The organism is Nonomuraea sp. NPDC005692 (genome assembly GCF_040631115.1).
Classification (GTDB): domain Bacteria; phylum Actinomycetota; class Actinomycetes; order Streptosporangiales; family Streptosporangiaceae; genus Nonomuraea.
In genome coordinates, this window is record NZ_JBEXYU010000003.1 from 29,570 (window position 1) to 45,326 (window position 15,757).

Annotated in this window: 13 protein-coding genes; 8 read left to right on the forward strand and 5 right to left on the reverse strand. The window is 73.3% G+C overall.

Annotation, left to right across the window (positions count from 1 at the left end):
• Positions 1 to 11: 11 nt before the first annotated feature.
• Positions 12 to 701 carry an alpha/beta hydrolase gene (locus ABZ459_RS08375; protein ID WP_357967525.1) on the reverse strand — a complete coding sequence of 230 codons (690 nt, stop codon included), beginning with the start codon at positions 699 to 701 and terminating at the stop codon, positions 12 to 14.
• A gap of 13 nt (positions 702 to 714) precedes the next feature.
• The gene (locus tag ABZ459_RS08380; protein ID WP_357967528.1) at positions 715 to 2,163 is read right to left on the reverse strand and encodes a PLP-dependent aminotransferase family protein; all 1,449 of its coding nucleotides are present in this window, start codon (positions 2,161 to 2,163) and stop codon (positions 715 to 717) included.
• A gap of 60 nt (positions 2,164 to 2,223) precedes the next feature.
• Between ABZ459_RS08380 and ABZ459_RS08385 the strand changes: the two genes are divergently transcribed.
• Positions 2,224 to 3,396 (forward strand): aminotransferase class I/II-fold pyridoxal phosphate-dependent enzyme, encoded by a 1,173-nt coding sequence (locus ABZ459_RS08385; RefSeq protein WP_357967530.1) that lies wholly within the window; start codon positions 2,224 to 2,226, stop codon positions 3,394 to 3,396.
• 47 nt (positions 3,397 to 3,443) lie between these two features.
• Positions 3,444 to 4,379 carry a serine/threonine dehydratase gene (locus ABZ459_RS08390; RefSeq protein WP_357967533.1) on the forward strand — a complete coding sequence of 312 codons (936 nt, stop codon included), beginning with the start codon at positions 3,444 to 3,446 and terminating at the stop codon, positions 4,377 to 4,379.
• Between the two features lie 28 nt (positions 4,380 to 4,407).
• Here ABZ459_RS08390 and panB read toward each other — a convergent pair whose 3' ends face one another.
• Positions 4,408 to 5,235: a 3-methyl-2-oxobutanoate hydroxymethyltransferase gene (gene panB, locus ABZ459_RS08395; protein WP_357967536.1), complete on the reverse strand. Its 828-nt coding sequence runs from the start codon at positions 5,233 to 5,235 to the stop codon at positions 4,408 to 4,410.
• Positions 5,236 to 5,368: 133 nt separating this feature from the next.
• Here panB and ABZ459_RS08400 point away from each other — a divergent pair, with 133 nt between their 5' ends.
• The 6 genes from ABZ459_RS08400 to ABZ459_RS08425 all read left to right on the forward strand — a co-directional run bounded on the left by ABZ459_RS08400 (position 5,369) and on the right by ABZ459_RS08425 (position 12,811).
• Positions 5,369 to 6,595, forward strand: a complete 1,227-nt coding sequence (locus ABZ459_RS08400; protein ID WP_357967539.1) for an MFS transporter — start codon at positions 5,369 to 5,371, stop codon at positions 6,593 to 6,595.
• A gap of 228 nt (positions 6,596 to 6,823) precedes the next feature.
• The gene (locus ABZ459_RS08405) at positions 6,824 to 8,365 is read left to right on the forward strand and encodes an MFS transporter (RefSeq protein ID WP_357967541.1); all 1,542 of its coding nucleotides are present in this window, start codon (positions 6,824 to 6,826) and stop codon (positions 8,363 to 8,365) included.
• Positions 8,366 to 8,372: 7 nt separating this feature from the next.
• A complete protein-coding gene (locus tag ABZ459_RS08410) occupies positions 8,373 to 8,990 on the forward strand; it encodes a TetR/AcrR family transcriptional regulator (protein ID WP_357967544.1) in 618 nt (205 codons plus the stop codon).
• Positions 8,991 to 9,096: 106 nt separating this feature from the next.
• Entirely contained in the window at positions 9,097 to 11,211 is a 2,115-nt protein-coding gene (locus tag ABZ459_RS08415) for a right-handed parallel beta-helix repeat-containing protein (protein WP_357967546.1), read from the forward strand.
• The gene (locus tag ABZ459_RS08420) at positions 11,208 to 11,594 is read left to right on the forward strand and encodes a hypothetical protein (protein ID WP_357967549.1); all 387 of its coding nucleotides are present in this window, start codon (positions 11,208 to 11,210) and stop codon (positions 11,592 to 11,594) included. Before ABZ459_RS08415 ends, ABZ459_RS08420 begins: the two co-directional genes overlap by 4 nt.
• Positions 11,591 to 12,811: a hypothetical protein gene (locus tag ABZ459_RS08425; RefSeq protein ID WP_357967551.1), complete on the forward strand. Its 1,221-nt coding sequence runs from the start codon at positions 11,591 to 11,593 to the stop codon at positions 12,809 to 12,811. Before ABZ459_RS08420 ends, ABZ459_RS08425 begins: the two co-directional genes overlap by 4 nt.
• Here ABZ459_RS08425 and ABZ459_RS08430 read toward each other — a convergent pair.
• Positions 12,772 to 13,902, reverse strand: a complete 1,131-nt coding sequence (locus ABZ459_RS08430; RefSeq protein WP_357967553.1) for a DNA alkylation repair protein — start codon at positions 13,900 to 13,902, stop codon at positions 12,772 to 12,774. The genes ABZ459_RS08425 and ABZ459_RS08430 overlap by 40 nt on opposite strands.
• An 80-nt stretch (positions 13,903 to 13,982) precedes the next feature.
• Positions 13,983 to 15,755 carry an NAD+ synthase gene (locus tag ABZ459_RS08435; RefSeq protein WP_357967555.1) on the reverse strand — a complete coding sequence of 591 codons (1,773 nt, stop codon included), beginning with the start codon at positions 15,753 to 15,755 and terminating at the stop codon, positions 13,983 to 13,985.
• Positions 15,756 to 15,757 lie beyond the last annotated feature (2 nt).

The window sequence follows — 15,757 nt, forward strand, 5'->3', positions numbered from 1 at the left end:
CAGTGAAGAATTCACGACTTCCTGGACAGCTTCAGCAGCGCGTCCGTGACCCCTTCCGGATCGATCACCTGGTGCAGGTGGAGGCCGGGCAGCCGGGTCACCGGCCAGCCGCGCCCGGCCGCGTCGCGGGCCACCTCCTCGTACGGCGGCCCGAACCACAGGCACGAGCACCTGACCGCGTCCCAGCCCGCGGGCACGGGGACGGGCTGCGTGTAGTAGTCGAGGGGCAGCCGCGGCTGCTCGCCCGTCACCAGCACCCGCTGGGCGGGGTCGGGGAGCATGGCCACGATGTCCTCCTCGTCCCACCAGTCGGTCCAGCGCGGCAGCACGCCGTCGGGGCCCGCCAGGCCGCGCAGGAACGGCAGGAAGCCCTCCTCGGCGGTCCTGACCAGCCCCTGGGACGGCGGCACGTGCGCGTCGGCGAACACGCAGGCCACCACCCGGTCGCCCAGCCCCTCCTTGATCACCGGCACGAAGAACCCGGCGTTGCTGTGCGCCACCAGCACGAGCGGCCCGTCGGAGGGGACGGCCGCGCGCACCGCCGCGACCACGCGCGGCCAGTACGGCGCCCCGCCGGCGGACACGCCGGTCAGGTCGGGGACGACGGCCGCCCGGCCGCGCCGCCCCAGCGACTCGGCCACCGGAGCCCACGTCGAGGGCCCGACGGAAGGGCTGTGCACCAGCACGAAGGTCGTTTCCATGGCCCCCACCCTGTCAGACGACGAGGGCGTGCCGGGAGACGGGTTTCCCGGCGCCGTCGTAGGCCGCCCAGGCGGCCGCGAGATCGGACACCGCCCGCGACAGCTCCTCCTCGGGAAACAGGAAGTGCAGGCGCAGATGGCCGGCGTGGCCGCCCAGCGGGTCGAAGGAGCCGCCCGGCGGCACCGCGACGCCGTGCCGGAGCGCCACCTGGGCGAAGGAGCCGGCGTCGCCGCGCGGCAGGCGCACCCAGACGGTCTGGCCGCCCTGGGCCGGCTCGAACGTCCAGGACGGCAGGCGTGCCCGCAGCTCGGCGCACAGGTGGTCGTGCCGCCGGCGCAGGGCGCGTACGCGGGCCTCGCGCACCTCGTCCAGGCGGCGCAGCAGCGCGACGGCGGCGAGCTGGCTGAAGACCTCGCCGCCGAGGTCGTGCACGGCCCGCAGCCTGGACAGCCGCGAGACCAGCGGCGCCGCCGCGCGGATCCAGCCCACCCGCAGCCCGCCCCACACCAGCTTGCTCAGCGAGCCGACGGTGACGACCCGCTCGCCGCCGCCGAAGGCCGCCACCGGCGCCGGCGTCCCGCCCGAGAAGCACAGCTCGGCGCAGACCTCGTCGTCGACCAGCGGCACGTCGTGCCCCGCGGCCAGGGCGGCCAGCCGCCTGCGGCCCGCGTCGTCCATGACCGCGCCGTCGGGGTTGCGCGCGGTGGGCACGCTGTAGACCAGCGCCGGCCGCTCGCGCACCGCCCGCCGCGCCTGGTCGTCGCCCAGGTCGCCGCTGAGATCCACGGGCTTGACGACGGCCGCCGCGTGCCGGAACACCTCCAGCGCCCCCGGGTACGTCGGCGACTCGGTCAGCACGGTGTCGCCCGGCGCCACCAGCAGCCCGGCCAGCAGCGTGAGCGCCTGCTGCGCGCCCGTCGTCACCATGATCTGGTCCGCCGTGGTGGGCAGGCCGCGCGCGCCGTAGTAGCCCGCCAGCGCCTCCCGGAGGGCGGGGTCGCCCGCCGGGTGGTAGCCCAGGTCGCGCAGGCCGGCCAGCCGCGCCCCCGCCTCCTGGTACGCCTCGAACAGCGCCGGCGGCGGGTCGTCCGGTGCCGCGCAGGTCAGCAGCCGCACGCCGTCGGGGTTGTGCAGGAGGTTCAGCATCAGCGGGTTGGCCGCCACGCCGTCGGCCGTCCTGGTGGCCGGCGGGTCGCCCGGCGCGACGCGGGTGCCGCTGCCCTGGCGGCGGGTCACCCGGCCCTCCTGCTGGAGCAGCTCGTAGGCGGCGACCACCGTGCCGCGGCCGACCGCGAGCCGGCCGGCCAGCACCCGGTCGGGCGGCAGTCGTTCGCCGGGCGGCAGCACGCCGTCGTCGACGAGCGCCCGCAGCCGGGCGGCGAGCAGCAGGTAGAGCGGCCCGCGGCCGGAGGCCCACCGGCCCAGCAGGTGGACGAGGTCATCGGGATTGGCCCTATTCATGGACCAATTCTCCGGTATTGGCTCTGCACTCGGGCCCTAATGCGGGGGATATTCGATGACATGAGTGATTTTCGCCCTGAGACGCGTGCCGTACACCTGCCGCAGCCCCCGGTCGAGGGCAGCCGGCCGATCGGCATGCCCATCTACCAGAGCGCCGGGTTCGCCTTCGACGACCCCGAGCTGATGGGCGTGGCGATGACCCGCCCCGACGACGCCTTCGTCTACGGCCGTGACACCAACCCCACCGTGCGCGCCCTGGAGCTGGCGGTGTCCGGCCTGGAGGGCGGCGCCGCCGCGCTGGCCGCCGCCTCCGGCATGGGCGCGATCAACACCGTGCTGCTCACCCTGCTCAAGCCCGGCGACCACCTGATCGCCCAGCGCTCCCTGTACGGCGGCACCGCCACGATGCTCAACGACCTGGCCGGCAGGTTCGGCATCGCCGTCACCCACGTCCCCGAGAACGACCCCGCCGCGCTGCGCGCCGCCGTCCGGCCCGAGACGCGGCTGGTCTACCTGGAGACCATCAGCAACCCGATGGGGCTGGTCGCCGACCTGCCCGCGATGTGCGCCACGGCCCGCGAGCTGGGCGTCCTGTCGGTGGTGGACAACACCTTCGCCACGCCCGTGCTCTGCCGCCCCCTTGAGCACGGCGCCGACGTCGTCGTGCACTCCGCCACCAAGTACCTGTCCGGCCACGGTGACGTGATCGGCGGCATCGCCGTCTTCGCCGACCCCGACCTGTACGGCAGGGTCTGGCACTTCGCCACCGAGCTGGGGGCCGCGGCCGCGCCCTTCACGGCCTGGCTGACGCTGCGCGGGATCCAGACGCTGCCGCTGCGCATGGAACGCCACTGCGCCAACGCCGACCTGCTGGCCCGCCGGATCGCCGAGCACCCAGCCGTGTCGGCCGTCCACTGGCCGGGGCTGCCCGCGCATCCGTCGTACGAGCTGGCTGCCAAGCTGCTGCCCGCCTTCGGCGGCGTCTTCTCCTTCGAGCTGGCCGGCGGCCGGGCGGCGGGGGAGGCGTTCATGCGGTCCGTACGGCTGGCGCGCATCGCCCCCTCGCTCGGCGGCGTCGAGACCCGCGTCATGCAGCCCGCCACCACCTCCCACCGCTTCCTCGGCCCCGAGGACCTGGCCAGGCACGGCGTGAGCGAGGGCATGGTGCGCGTGGCCGTGGGCATCGAGCATCCCGAGGACCTGTGGGCAGACGTGGCGCAGGCGCTCGGATAGCGTCGTCCCATGCCCGCCGATCGCGGGCGCACGACCGAAGGAGAGCCGTGACCACCGTCACTCACCAGGACGTCCTCGACGCGGCCGGCCGGATCGAAGGGCACGTGCTGCGCACGCCCGTCCTGGAGATCTCGCCGGGCCTGTTACTGAAGCTGGAGTTGCTGCAGCACTCGGGCTCCTTCAAGGTGCGGGGGGCGTTCAACCGCATCCTGTCGGCCGGCCCGTTGCCCGCCTCCGGGGTCATCGCGGCCAGCGGCGGCAACCACGGGCTGGCCGTCGCCTACGCCGCCAGGGCGCTCGGCGTGCAGGCCGAGATCTTCGTGCCGGAGGTGACGAGCCCGGTGAAGGTGGCCGGGCTCAAGGCACTCGGCGCGCACACCACCCAGACCGGGGCGATCTACTCCGAGGCCGCGGAAGCCGCCGCCAAGCGCGCCGCCGAGACGGGCGCGCTGGCCGTGCACGCCTACGACCAGGCCGAGGTGCTGGCCGGGCAGGGGACGGCCGGGCTGGAGATCATGGAGCAGACCGGGGGCGTGGACACGGTGGTGGTGGCCGTGGGCGGCGGCGGGCTCGCCGGCGGGATCACCCTGGGGGCCCGTGCCGGAGGCGAGGCGCCGCGGATCGTGGCGGTGGAGCCGTACGCCATCCCCACGCTGCACGAGGCGCTGCGCGCGGGCCGTCCGGTGCCGGTGCCGGTGGGCGGCGTGGCGGCCGACGCGCTCGGCGCCACGCAGCTCGGCCGGCTGGCGTTCGAGGTGTTGTCGGGGGCCGGGGTGGACAGCGTCCTGGTGGACGACGACGCGATCGTCGCGGCCCGGCGGACGTTGTGGGAGCGGCACCGGCTGGTGGCCGAGCCCGCGGGCGCGGCGGCGTACGCGGCCCTGCTGTCGGGGGCCTACCGGCCCGTGGAGGGGGAGCGGGTGGCCGTCGTGGTCTGCGGCTCCAACACCGACCCCGCCACGCTCTCCGGCGCGGCGGGGTGAGCGCGCCCCGGATGTGCGGGGCGCGCGGTCAGCTGTAGGTGTGCTCGGGGGCCGGGAAGGCCCCCGACGTCACCTCGTCGGCGAAGGCCCGCACCGCGCGGTCCATCTCCGAGGCGAGGTCGAAGTAGCGCTTGACGAACTTGGCCGGGCGCGGCGTCAGCCCCATCATGTCCTGCCACACCAGGACCTGCGCGTCCGTCGACGGCCCTGCCCCGATGCCGACCGTGGGGATCGACAGCGACGTGGTCACCCGGTGGGCCAGATCGGCCGGCACGCACTCCAGCACCACCGCGAACGCCCCGGCCCGCTCCAGGTCCTTGGCGTCGGCCATCAGCTCGTCGCCCGACTGGCCGCGCCCCTGCACCCGGTAGCCGCCGAGCGCGTTGACCGACTGCGGCGTGAGCCCGAGGTGGGCCATGACCGGCACGCCCGCCGAGACCAGCGCCTCGACCTGCGGCAGCACCCGCCGGCCGCCCTCCAGCTTGACCGCGTGCGCCCCCGCCTCCTTCATGAACCTGGCCGCCGACTCCAGCGCCTGCTGCGGCGACCCCTGGTACGACCCGAACGGCAGGTCGGCCACCACGAGCGCCCGCGAGGACCCCCGCACCACGGCAGCGGTGAGCGGGACGAGGTGGTCGAGCGTGACCGGAAGAGTGGAGTCGAAGCCGTAGACGACCATGGCCGCGGAGTCGCCGACCAGCAGCACGGGCACGCCCGCCTGGTCGAACACCCTGGCCGTCATCGCGTCGTAGGCGGTGACCATGGGCCACCGCTCCCCGCGCTCCTTGGCCGCCGCGAGGTCGCGGACGGTGACCCGGCGCCCGGACGCGCCGCCGTACAGCGTGGTGGAAGACATGGATACCTCCAGAAACGTCTCGAGGCGTCCCAGTGACGTCCCCGGACTCCTTCGATGATGTCATGACGGGAAAACCGGTGGCGAAACTGTCGGTGCCTCTTGACACAATCGACGCGGAGGTAAACGACACACCATGGCTCTCGACCAATACCGCAGGCTCTTCCGGCTTCCCGGCGTCCGCACTCTGCTCCTGGTGGGGATGCTCGCGCGCGTCCCGGCCACCGCCATGGGAATGGCGCTCACCCTCCACGTGGTCTTCGGGCTGCGCCTCGGCTACGTCGAGGCCGGCGTGGTGACGATGGCCAGCACGGTCGGCATGGCCGTCGGCTCGCCGCTGTCGGGCCGGTTCGTCGACCGCCACGGGGTGCGTCCCGTGCTCGTCGTCACCACCCTGGCCCAGGCGGTGTTCTGGTCGTGCGCGTGGGCGCTGCCGCTGCCCGTCCTCGCCGTCGCGGCGGCCCTTGCGGGCCTGCTCAACCTGCCGGTGTTCAGCGTGACCAGGCAGTCGCTGGCCGCGCTGGTGCCGCCGGAGCAGCGGCGCACCGGGTTCACGCTCGACTCGATGCTGGTCGAGCTGTCGTACATGACCGGTCCCGCGCTCGCCGCGGCCGGCATCACCACGCTGGGCAGCACCACGACGCTGGTCCTCATCGGCGTCGGCATCACGGCCGCGGGCCTCGGCCTGATCGTGTTCAACCCGCCCACCCGGTCGGCCGTCGAGCTGGAGGAGCCGGTGGTGAAGGTGCCGCGGCGGCAGTGGCTCACGCCGGGCTTCGTCGCGCTGCTCGGCACGACGGCGGCGGCCACGTTCATCCTCACCGCGACCGAGCTCGGGCTGGTGGCCACCATCAACACCGCGGGCGAGACGGGGTGGGTGGGCGTCGCCGTGGCCATCTGGTGCCTCTACTCGCTGGTCGGGGGCTTCGTCTACGGCGGGTTGTCGCGCGGCTTCTCGCCCCTGGTGCTCATCGCGGGCATGGGCCTGCTGACCATCCCCGTGGGCCTGGCCGGCGGCGACTGGCGGTGGCTGATCCTGGCGATGCTGCCCGCCGGTCTGCTGTGCGCCCCGGCCCTGTCCTCCACCGTCGACGTGCTCAGCCGCTGGGTGCCCGCCGCGGCCAGGGGCGAGGCGATGGGCCTGCACGGCACGGCCCTGCTCATCGGCGGGGCCGCGTCCTCGCCCATCGCCGGGGCGATCATCGACGGCAGCGGGCCGACGTGGGCGTTCGTGGTGGCCGGGCTGGTCGGGGTGGTCATGGTGGCGGTCGCGCTGCCGCTGTGGCGGCGGCGTCCACCGGTCGCCGGCCCGCCGGTCGAGGTCAAGGAGCACGTGCTGCCTCCGGCGGCGGCCAAGAGCTGATCCGGGGGCGGTTCCAGCCTGCCGGCCGTTCGGGCCGGGGGCCTGTCAGCGGTGTCCGCAGGGCTTTGTGACGGCCTGTGCGGGGGTGAACGGGGTTTCCCGTTTGTTGCCCCGTGCGCACTCCGTCCGTCAGGCGAAAGTTACGAAACGGGACCGTTGCGTATCGGAATGTCTTGCGATACGGTGACGTTGCGAAACTGGGCCGTATCGAAATTAAGGGACGTTCTCATGGATCAGAACACGGGGCATCCACGCAGGTGGGGCATCCTGGGAGTGCTGGTGTTCAGCCTCCTCGCGGTCGTGCTGGACAACACGATCCTCAACGTGGCGATGAAGACCATCGCCGACCCCCATGCCGGATTGGGCGCCACGCAGGGCCAGCTGGAGTGGGCGATCAACTCCTACACGCTGGTGTTCGCCGGGCTGCTGTTCACCTTCGGCGTGATCGGCGACCGCACCGGCCGCAAGCGCATGTTGTTCATCGGCATGGCGCTGTTCGGCCTGGCCTCGCTGGCCAGCGCCTACTCCCAGGATCCGATGCAGCTGATCCTCGCCAGGGCGGCGATGGGCATCGGCGGCGCGGCGATCATGCCGGCCACGCTGGCGATCATCTCCAACGTGTTCCCGCCCGGCGAGCGTGGCAAGGCGATCGGCATCTGGGCCGGCGGCGTGGGGCTCGCGGTGGCGATCGGCCCGATCACCGGCGGCCTGCTCATCGAGCACTTCTGGTGGGGCTCGGTCTTCCTGATCAACGTGCCGATCGTGGTGATCAGCATGTTCCTCATCGGCGCGTTCGTGCCCGAGTCGCGTGACCCGAAGCCGTCCAGGCTCGACCCGGTGGGCGTGCTGCTGTCGATCATCGGTCTGGTCGCGCTGGTCTACGGCATCATCCGCGGCGGCGACATGGGCACCCTGGCGAGCGCCGAGGTGATCGTCCCGACGGTGTTCGGCCTGCTCGTGCTGGGCGTGTTCGTGTGGTGGGAGCGTCGCATCGACAACCCGGTGTTCGACGTGCGCAACTTCAGCAACGTACGGTTCAGCTCGGCCATCGGCATGATGGGCCTCGTCTTCTTCGCGATGATGGGCGGGATGTTCTTCCTGACCTTCTACCTGCAGATCGTGCTGGGCTTCAGCCCGATCCAGGCGGGAGCCCTGATGATCCCGTTCGCCGCCGCGCAGCTCATCTTCGCGCCGCTCAGCCAGCGGGTGAACCAGCTCTTCGGCGCCAAGCTGTCGGCCACGGTCAGCATGCTCGTGGTGACCGCGGCGCTGGGCAGCTACGCGCTGATGGACGTGGACACGCCCGTGGTGCTGATCGAGATCATCTTCTTCGTCCAGGGCGCGGCGATGGCGAACATCATGCCGCCCGCGACCACCGCCATCATGGAGGCGCTGCCCAGGGAGAAGGCCGGTGTGGGCTCGGCCATGAGCAACACCGTCCGCCAGGTCGCCGGTGCGCTCGGCGTGGCCGTGCTCGGCTCGGTCCTGTCCAGCAGCTACCGCGGCGAGATCGCCTCGGCGCTCCCGGCCGGCGCCCCGCACGCCGCCGGTGAGTCGATCATGGCGACGATGGAGTTCGCCGGGACGCTCGGCGAGCGCGGCCAGGCGCTGATCAAGCCCGCCTTCACCGCCTTCGTCGACGGCATGCACGTCACGGCGATGGTGTCGGCCGTGATCGGCCTGGTGGGCGTCGCGGTGGTGGCCAAGTGGATGCCGGGCAAGGCGCGCCCGGTCCAGCAGGCGGAACAGAAGGAACCAGCGGTAGTGTGAGGCCGCGATGACGATCCAGGATTCAGGGACTGCCCGCCCGGCGGGCCGTCCGCGCAGCGAGAAGGCCGAGAAGGCGATCATCGAGGCGACCCTCGACCTGATCGGCGAGGGCATGGGGGTGTCGGAGCTGTCGATCGAGGCCATCGCGTCGCGGGCGGGTGTCGGCAAGACCACGATCTACCGGCGCTGGTCCAACAAGGAGGACCTGGTCGTCGACGCCCTCTCCACGCTGAAGGCGCCGCTCCCGCCGCTGTCCGGCACCTCCGTGCGCGACGACCTGATCTCCCTGCTCGACGCGATGCGCCGGGAGGCGGGCCAGGCCCGCACCCGGTGCGTGATGAACATCGCGATGGGCGAGGCCGATCGTTATCCGCGGCTGATGGAGCGCTTCGTGAAGCGGGCCGTCGAGCCGCGCAGGGAGGCGCTGCGCTCGGTGGTCGAGCGCGGCGTCGCCACCGGCGAGCTCCGCGCCGACCTCGACGTCGACCTGGCGATGGCCCTGTTCTCCGGCACGATGATGTGGCATTCCAAGTGGGGGCCGGCCGGCGACCTCCCGGCCGATCTGGCCGAACGGGTGGTCGACATGGTCCTGCTCGGGCTGGCCGGAGACCGCGCCGAGCCCTGAGCCCGCCCTCACCCGCTGCGGAGGCGCCTCCGGGGGCCTCCGTGCGTCGTTCCGGGGTGGCCTGTTCAGAAGGTGAGCGCTGTTCTACTGTCGCGCCATGCCCCCCATGCGAAGAATCGCGATCCTCGGCGTGCTCACGCTCGGCCTGCTGTTACCCGCCGGCGCCGCGCGGGCCCACGAGGAACGTCCGGTGACGCTGCCGGACGGCACCGGTTCGGTCCCGGTGCTGCGGGCGGGCGAACCCGACCTGCTGGTCTGCAAGACCGACAAAGCCGACTTCGAGCGTCGAATCGCGAAATTTCCGGCGGAGCTGCGACAGCGCAATCTCGACCTTTTCGCGAAATGTCAGCAACAAGGGGTAAGAAACCTGCAAGAGGCGGTCGATCGGGTTCAGCGACCGGGGATGACGATCGCCCTCCTGCCCGGCCTCTACCGCGAGGAGCCCAGCCAGGCCGCCCCCACCGGCGCCTGCGCGAAACTGCCCGCCCGCTGGTCGACCTGGGGCTACCAGATCCTCACCTTCGAGCAGCAACAGCAGTGCCCGCACAACCAGAACCTGGTCGCCATCCTCGGCAAGAAGGACCTGCAGATCGAGGGCACCGGCGCCGGCCCCCTGGACGTCGTCATCGACGCCGAGTACCGCAAGCTCAACGCCGTCCGCGCCGACCGCACCGACCGCACCGACGGCGTCTACTTCAGGAACTTCACGGCCCAGCGCACCACCTTCAACTCCCTGTACGTGCTGGAGACCGACGGCTTCGTCATCGACCGCGTCCTCACCCGCTGGAACGACGAGTACGGCTTCCTCACCTTCGCCGGTGACCACGGCCTCTACACCGACTGCGAGGCGTACGGGAACGGCGACGGCGGCCTGTACCCCGGCAGCGCCTCCAACCTCAACGACGGCCGCGGCCACGACGTGCCGCGCTACGCCATCGAGATCCGCCGCTGCCGGAGCCACGACAACGCGCTCGGCTACTCGGGCACCGCGGGCGACTCGATGTGGGTGCACGACAACGAGTTCTACGACAACATGGTCGGCGCCACGATGGACAGCCTCTGGCCCGGCCACCCCGGCCTGCCGCAGAACCACGCCAGGTTCGAGAACAACCAGATCCACGACAACAACCGCGACTACTACCGCTACACCCGGGACGGCACCTGCGCCCGCCCGCCCGCCGAGCGCGGTTACGAGCGTGGCGTGGTCTGCTCCCAGGTCGGCGTGCCGCCGGGCACCGGGGTCCTGGTCGCGGGCGGCAACTACAACGTCTTCAGGAACAACCGCGTCTGGGGGCACCGGCGGGCGGCGTTCCAGCTGTTCGGCGTGCCGGCGTTCATCAGGGGCGAGAACGACCTGGCCAAGCAGGCCGACACCGCGAACCACAACCGCTACGAGGGCAACGTCTTCGGCGTCGGCCCGGCGGGGGAGCGGCGGCCCAACGGCCTGGACGTGTGGTGGGACGGCCAGGGCACCGGCAACTGCTGGCAGGGCGACGCGGGCCGGTCCACGCCCGCCGCGCTGCCCGTCTGCGCCGCCCGCGCGCCGGAGTTGTCCGGCGGGACGAGCCGCGTCCTGGCCGAGCCCGTCAAGCTCGCCAAGCTGTACCTGTGCGCCGACTTCAGCGCGGCCCAGGCGCGGCTGCCCGCCGGCTGCGACTGGTTCGGCGCGTCCGGGCTCGGCAAGGTCGAGGCCCAGCTCGCCCTGGGCGGGTCGGTGGTGCTCGCGCTGTTCGCGGTGCTGTTCTGGCGGCGCTCGGGCGCCGGCGCCCGGCTGCACAGGGGACGGCGGGGGGCCGGCCCCTCGGCCAACGGGGTGGCCCCCGCGGTGGCCGCGATCAGCACCCGCAGGCACGCGCTCATCGTGGCCGGGACCCTCGGCGGGCTCGCCGGCCTGACCCTGGACGTGGTGGGCGCGGCCGTGGACAGCACCCTGCTGGCCGCCGTCGCGCTGCTGCTCATGGCGGACTGGTGGTTGTGCCTGGGCGTGGCGCTGCGGCCGAGGCGGCCGGCGTTCGGCGGGCTCACGATCGTGCTCGGGGTGCTGGCCTGCGTGGACGCCTTCGACCGGGTGATCCATCCGGTGCCGTTCGTGCCGCTGGGGCCGGGGTGGGTGCGGGGGCTGCTCACCGGGGTGTGGGTGTTGTGCGCGGTGGTCGTGCTGGCGCCGCGGCGCGGCCGTACCGAGGACAGGGCGGTGGCCGGGACGGAGGTGCGCGCGTGAGCAGGGGTGCGGCGCTCCTGACGGTTCTCACGGTCGCGCTCACGGCGGGCTGCGGGCCGCTGTCGGCGACCCACCACGTGCCGGGCAACAGCCACCAGGTGGCCACGGGCGCGCCGGACGGGCGGGCCGACGCCGTGATCACCATCGCGGGCGGCCGGGTGAGCCCGCCGTCCGGCTGGCTGGAGGTCGCGAAGGGGCGGCAGGTCGGCATCACGGTCACCGGCGACGTCGCCGACGAGCTGCACGTGCACGGCTACGACATCGAGGCCGAGCTGCGCCCGGGCGTGCCGGTGACCGTGCGGTTCACGGCGGACCTGACGGGCGTGTTCGAGGTGGAGACCCACCGCGGGCACCTCGTGCTGACCCAGCTGGCGGTGAGATGAAGCACCTGCTCGCCCACGGGGTCGGCGGCCGGGGTGACCTGCCGATCCCGCTGTTCTACGCCTACGCGGGGGCGTTCGCGGCGCTCGTGGTGTCGTTCCTGGCGCTCGGCCTGCTCTGGGCGGACTCGCGCTTCCGCGGGGACCGGGCCGGGGTGGTGATCGCGCTGCGCCTGCCCGCGCGGCCCCCGCGGGTGCTCGCGCTGCTGGGCGCGGCGTACACGGTGGGCCGGCTCGCGGTCGGCCCGGAGGAGGGGAACGCCGGGCCGTACCTGGTCTACGTGCTGTTCTGGGTGGGGCTGGTGCCCGCCTCGCTGCTGTTCGGGCCGGTGTGGCGGGGGCTGAACCCGTTCCGGCTGCTGCCCGACCGGCCGCGCCGCCCGCTCCCGGTGCGGCTCGGCTACCGGCCCGCCGCGGCGGGCCTGCTCGCCTTCACCTGGATGGAGCTGGTCGCCCCCGAGCCCGCCGCCCCCGCCACCCTGCTGGTCTTCCTCGGCCTGTACGCCGCCGTCCAGCTCGCGGGCACCGCCGTGTACGGCCACGCCTGGCTGGAACGCGGCGACCCGTTCGAGGTGTACTCGACCCTGATCGGCCACCTGTCGCCGCTCGGCCGGCGCGCCGACGGCACCCGCGTGCTGCGCAACCCCTTCGACGGCCTGGACGCGGTGGCCCCCGCCCCCGGCCTGGTCGCGACCGTGTGCGTGTTGCTGGGCAGCACCGGCTACGACGGCTTCTCCTCGGCGCCCGCCTGGGTGGAGGCCCTCCAGTCGGGCCCGCTGGGCCGCACCGGCCTGGGCACGATCGGCCTGCTGGCCGCCGTCGCCGGGGTGGCGCTGCTGTACGCCGCCTGCCTCGGCGCCGCCGGGCTGATCGGCGGCGCCCGCGGGCTGGCCCCCCGCTTCGCCCACTCGCTGGTGCCGATCGCGATCGGCTACCTGGTCGCCCACTACTTCTCGCTGCTGGTGGTCGAGGGGCAGCGCACGTTCGTCCTGGCGCTGGGCCTGGACGCGCGGGTGGACCAGAACGCCGTCTCACCGGCGGCCGTCGCCGCCGTGCAGGTGCTGGCCATCGTGATCGGGCACGTCGGCGGGGTGGTGGCCGCCCACGACCGCTCGGTACGGCTGCTACCGCCCGCGCGGGCGGTGGCCGGCCAGCTCCCGCTCTTCGTGCTGATGATCTGCTACACGATCGGCGGGCTGACGCTGCTGTTCGCCGCCTGACCCGCCTGACCTGCCGGGCCGGGGGCGCCGATCAGGGTGAAGGGCACGGTGGCCGCCACGCGGCCGTTGACGATGACGTCGAGCTCGCGCGGGCCGGGCGGCTCGTTGCGGGTGGTGACCGGGCGGAAGGAATGGCTCTTGCGCAGCGTGAACGCCGCCCCCTCGGCGGTGGCCGAGCGTTCGCCCAGGTGGAAGACGCGGCGCGAGCCCGCCCGGCGGACGGCGTACTTGACCACCAGCGGGCCGGGCGCGCCCGCGGTGACCGTGACGGTGAAGGTCAGGCTGCCGCCGACGGCGACCGTGCCGGACTCCAGGGTGAGCGCCCGCGCCGAGCCGCTGCCGGGCGTGGCGCCCAGCAGCGCGAGCGCCTCGGGATGCCCGGAACGCAGCAGCCCGCGCACCGCGTGCCGGACGACCCGCTCGACGTGCGAGCCGCCGCCCGCCCGCCAGCGGGCCAGCACGGCGAGCGCCGCGTCGGGGTGGTCCTTGGCCAGGTCGTTGACGTGGTTGGCGACCGAGCGGCGGACGTATTCGCTCGGGTCGTCGTGCAGCAGGTCGAGCAGGGGCAGGGTGGGGCCGGGCGCCATCAGCCAGCCGACCCGCGGCGCCCACGGCAGGCGCGGCCGGGAGCCTTCGGAGGCCAGGCGGCGCAGGTGCTCGTCGGGGGACTCGGCCCAGCCGTACATGATTTTGAGGGCGTCGTCGCGGTGGCGGTCGAGGTAGGGGCGCACGGCGAACTCGCCCGTCGAGTACGGCGTGAGCGCCGCCAGCGTGGCCATCGCCGCCTCCAGGTGGCCGAGCCCGTGGACGGCGGTGTGGTCGGTGAGCGGCCAGCCGCTCCACAGGTCGAGCTCCCCGCGCGCGGCGCAGGCCCGCACCAGCTCGGCGGCCCGCGGGTAGGGCAGCGGGAGGGCGTCGTGGAGGGCGGCCGAGACGTGCCGGACGCGGCCCTTCAGCTCCAGCGGGCCGAGCCCGGCCAGGGCCTGCTCGGTGAACCGGGCGCGCGGGAACGACGGCCACACGGCGGCCATGCCGCCGGCCAGCACCGAGACGGACCGGGCGTTGATCAGGTCTTTGAGTGGTTGTGCCACGGGCCCACCCTGCCAGCCGCCACCGACAATCCGGCTCCATCCTGATGGCCGCCCCCTCGTGAAGAGGGCGACCGGCCGCGTCAGCCCGTCGTCTCGCGCCACCGGTTGGTGATGGGCAGACGGCGGTCGCGCCCGAAGTTCTTCGGCGTGATCTTGGGGCCCGGCGGGTACTGGCGGCGTTTGTACTCCGCCAGGTCCACCAGCCTGATCACCCGCGTGACCAGCGCCGGGTCGTGCCCGGCCGCGATGAGCTCCTGCGAGCCCATGTCCTTCTCCACGTAGTCGTCCAGCAGCCGGTCCAGCACCTCGTACGGCGGCAGCGAGTCGGTGTCGCGCTGGTCGGGACGGAGTTCGGCGCTGGGCTCCTTGGTGATCGAGTTCTCCGGGATCGGCTGCTCGACGGCCATGAGGAAGCCCTCGCAGGTGTGCGCGTTGCGCCACTTGGCCAGCTCCCACACCATCGTCTTCGGCACGTCCTTGATCGGGGCGAAGCCGCCGGCCGAGTCGCCGTAGAGGGTGGAGTAGCCGGTCGCCAGCTCGCTCTTGTTGCCGGTGGTGAGCACCAGGTGGCCGTGCTGGTTCGACAGGCCCATGAGGATCATGCCGCGCACCCTGGCCTGGAGGTTCTCCGCGGCCAGGCCGGACAGCTCGACCTCCTTCTCGAAGGCCGTGACGATCTCGGCGATCGGCGCGATCCTGGAGTTGATGCCCTGCCTGGCCACCAGGTCCTCGGCGTCGGCCAGCGAGTGGTCGGAGGAGTAGCGCGAGGGCATGAGCACGACGTTCACCCGGGACGGGCCGATCGCGTCGGAGGCGATGGCCGCCGTCAGGGCCGAGTCGATGCCGCCCGACAGGCCCAGGATGACCGACTGGAAGCCGTTCTTGGCCACGTAGTCGCGTACCGCGAGCACCAGGGCCGCGTACACCTCGGCGTGCAGGTCGAGCCGTTCGGCGACGCGGGCGGGCGCCGCCGGGTAGGGCGCCACGGGGTCCTGGGAGAGCACCCGGCGCTCCACGGTGATCGTGGTGCCGTCGAGGGCGTCGTAGGGGAACGTGCCGGGCTCGGCGTCGGCGACCGGCAGGTCGAGGTCCACGACCAGCAGCTCCTCGCGGAACTGGCCGGCCCGCGCGACCAGCTCGCCCGAGCCGTCCACGACGATCGAGTCGCCGTCGAAGACCAGCTCGTCCTGCCCGCCGACCTGGTTGACGTAGGCGAGCGCGCAGCCGGCCTCGCGCGCCCTGCGGGCGCACAGCTCCAGCCGTACGTCGTCCTTCTCCTTCTCGTACGGCGAGGCGTTCGGCACCACCAGCAGCCCGGCGCCCGCCTGGCCGACGACGGACACCGGCCCGCCCTCCTGCCAGAGGTCCTCGCAGACCGCGATCGCCACGTCCACGCCGTGCAGCCGGAAGATCGGCAGCCGGTCGCCGCGCACGAAGTAGCGGTACTCGTCGAACACGCCGTAGTTGGGCAGGTGGTGCTTGGCCGTGCGGGTGACGACCTCGCCCTTGTGCAGCAGCGCGGCCGCGTCCAGCGGCGCGCCCTTGGGCTGGCCCACGCGGGGCGCCAGGCCGGCGCGGTCGACGTAGCCGACGACCACGGGGAGGTCGCCCAGTCCCTCGCGGTCGAGCCTGCGCGCCACCTCCTCCAGGGTCCTGACGCTGGCGTCCACGAAGGACGTGCGCAGCACCAGGTCCTCGACGGGATAGCCGGTGAGGAACATCTCGGTGAAGACGACGAGGTGAGCGCCTCGCTCGGCGGCGTCACGGGTCCACGCGACCAGCCGCTCGCTGTTGGCGGCCAGGTCGCCGACGGTCGGGTTCGTCTGTGCCAGGGCTATGCGCAGTTGTGCCACGT

Excerpts from the sequence above, each read along its gene's own strand:
- ABZ459_RS08375 (WP_357967525.1), bottom strand. The coding sequence starts at position 701 with ATGGAAACGACCTTCGTGCTGGTGCACAGCCCTTCCGTCGGGCCCTCG.
- ABZ459_RS08425 (WP_357967551.1), top strand. The coding sequence starts at position 11,591 with ATGAAGCACCTGCTCGCCCACGGGGTCGGCGGCCGGGGTGACCTGCCG.
- ABZ459_RS08385 (WP_357967530.1), top strand. The coding sequence starts at position 2,224 with ATGAGTGATTTTCGCCCTGAGACGCGTGCCGTACACCTGCCGCAGCCC.
- ABZ459_RS08380 (WP_357967528.1), bottom strand. The coding sequence starts at position 2,163 with ATGAATAGGGCCAATCCCGATGACCTCGTCCACCTGCTGGGCCGGTGG.
- ABZ459_RS08415 (WP_357967546.1), top strand. The coding sequence starts at position 9,097 with ATGCGAAGAATCGCGATCCTCGGCGTGCTCACGCTCGGCCTGCTGTTA.
- ABZ459_RS08405 (WP_357967541.1), top strand. The coding sequence starts at position 6,824 with ATGGATCAGAACACGGGGCATCCACGCAGGTGGGGCATCCTGGGAGTG.
- ABZ459_RS08410 (WP_357967544.1), top strand. The coding sequence starts at position 8,373 with ATGACGATCCAGGATTCAGGGACTGCCCGCCCGGCGGGCCGTCCGCGC.
- ABZ459_RS08400 (WP_357967539.1), top strand. The coding sequence starts at position 5,369 with ATGGCTCTCGACCAATACCGCAGGCTCTTCCGGCTTCCCGGCGTCCGC.
- panB (WP_357967536.1), bottom strand. The coding sequence starts at position 5,235 with ATGTCTTCCACCACGCTGTACGGCGGCGCGTCCGGGCGCCGGGTCACC.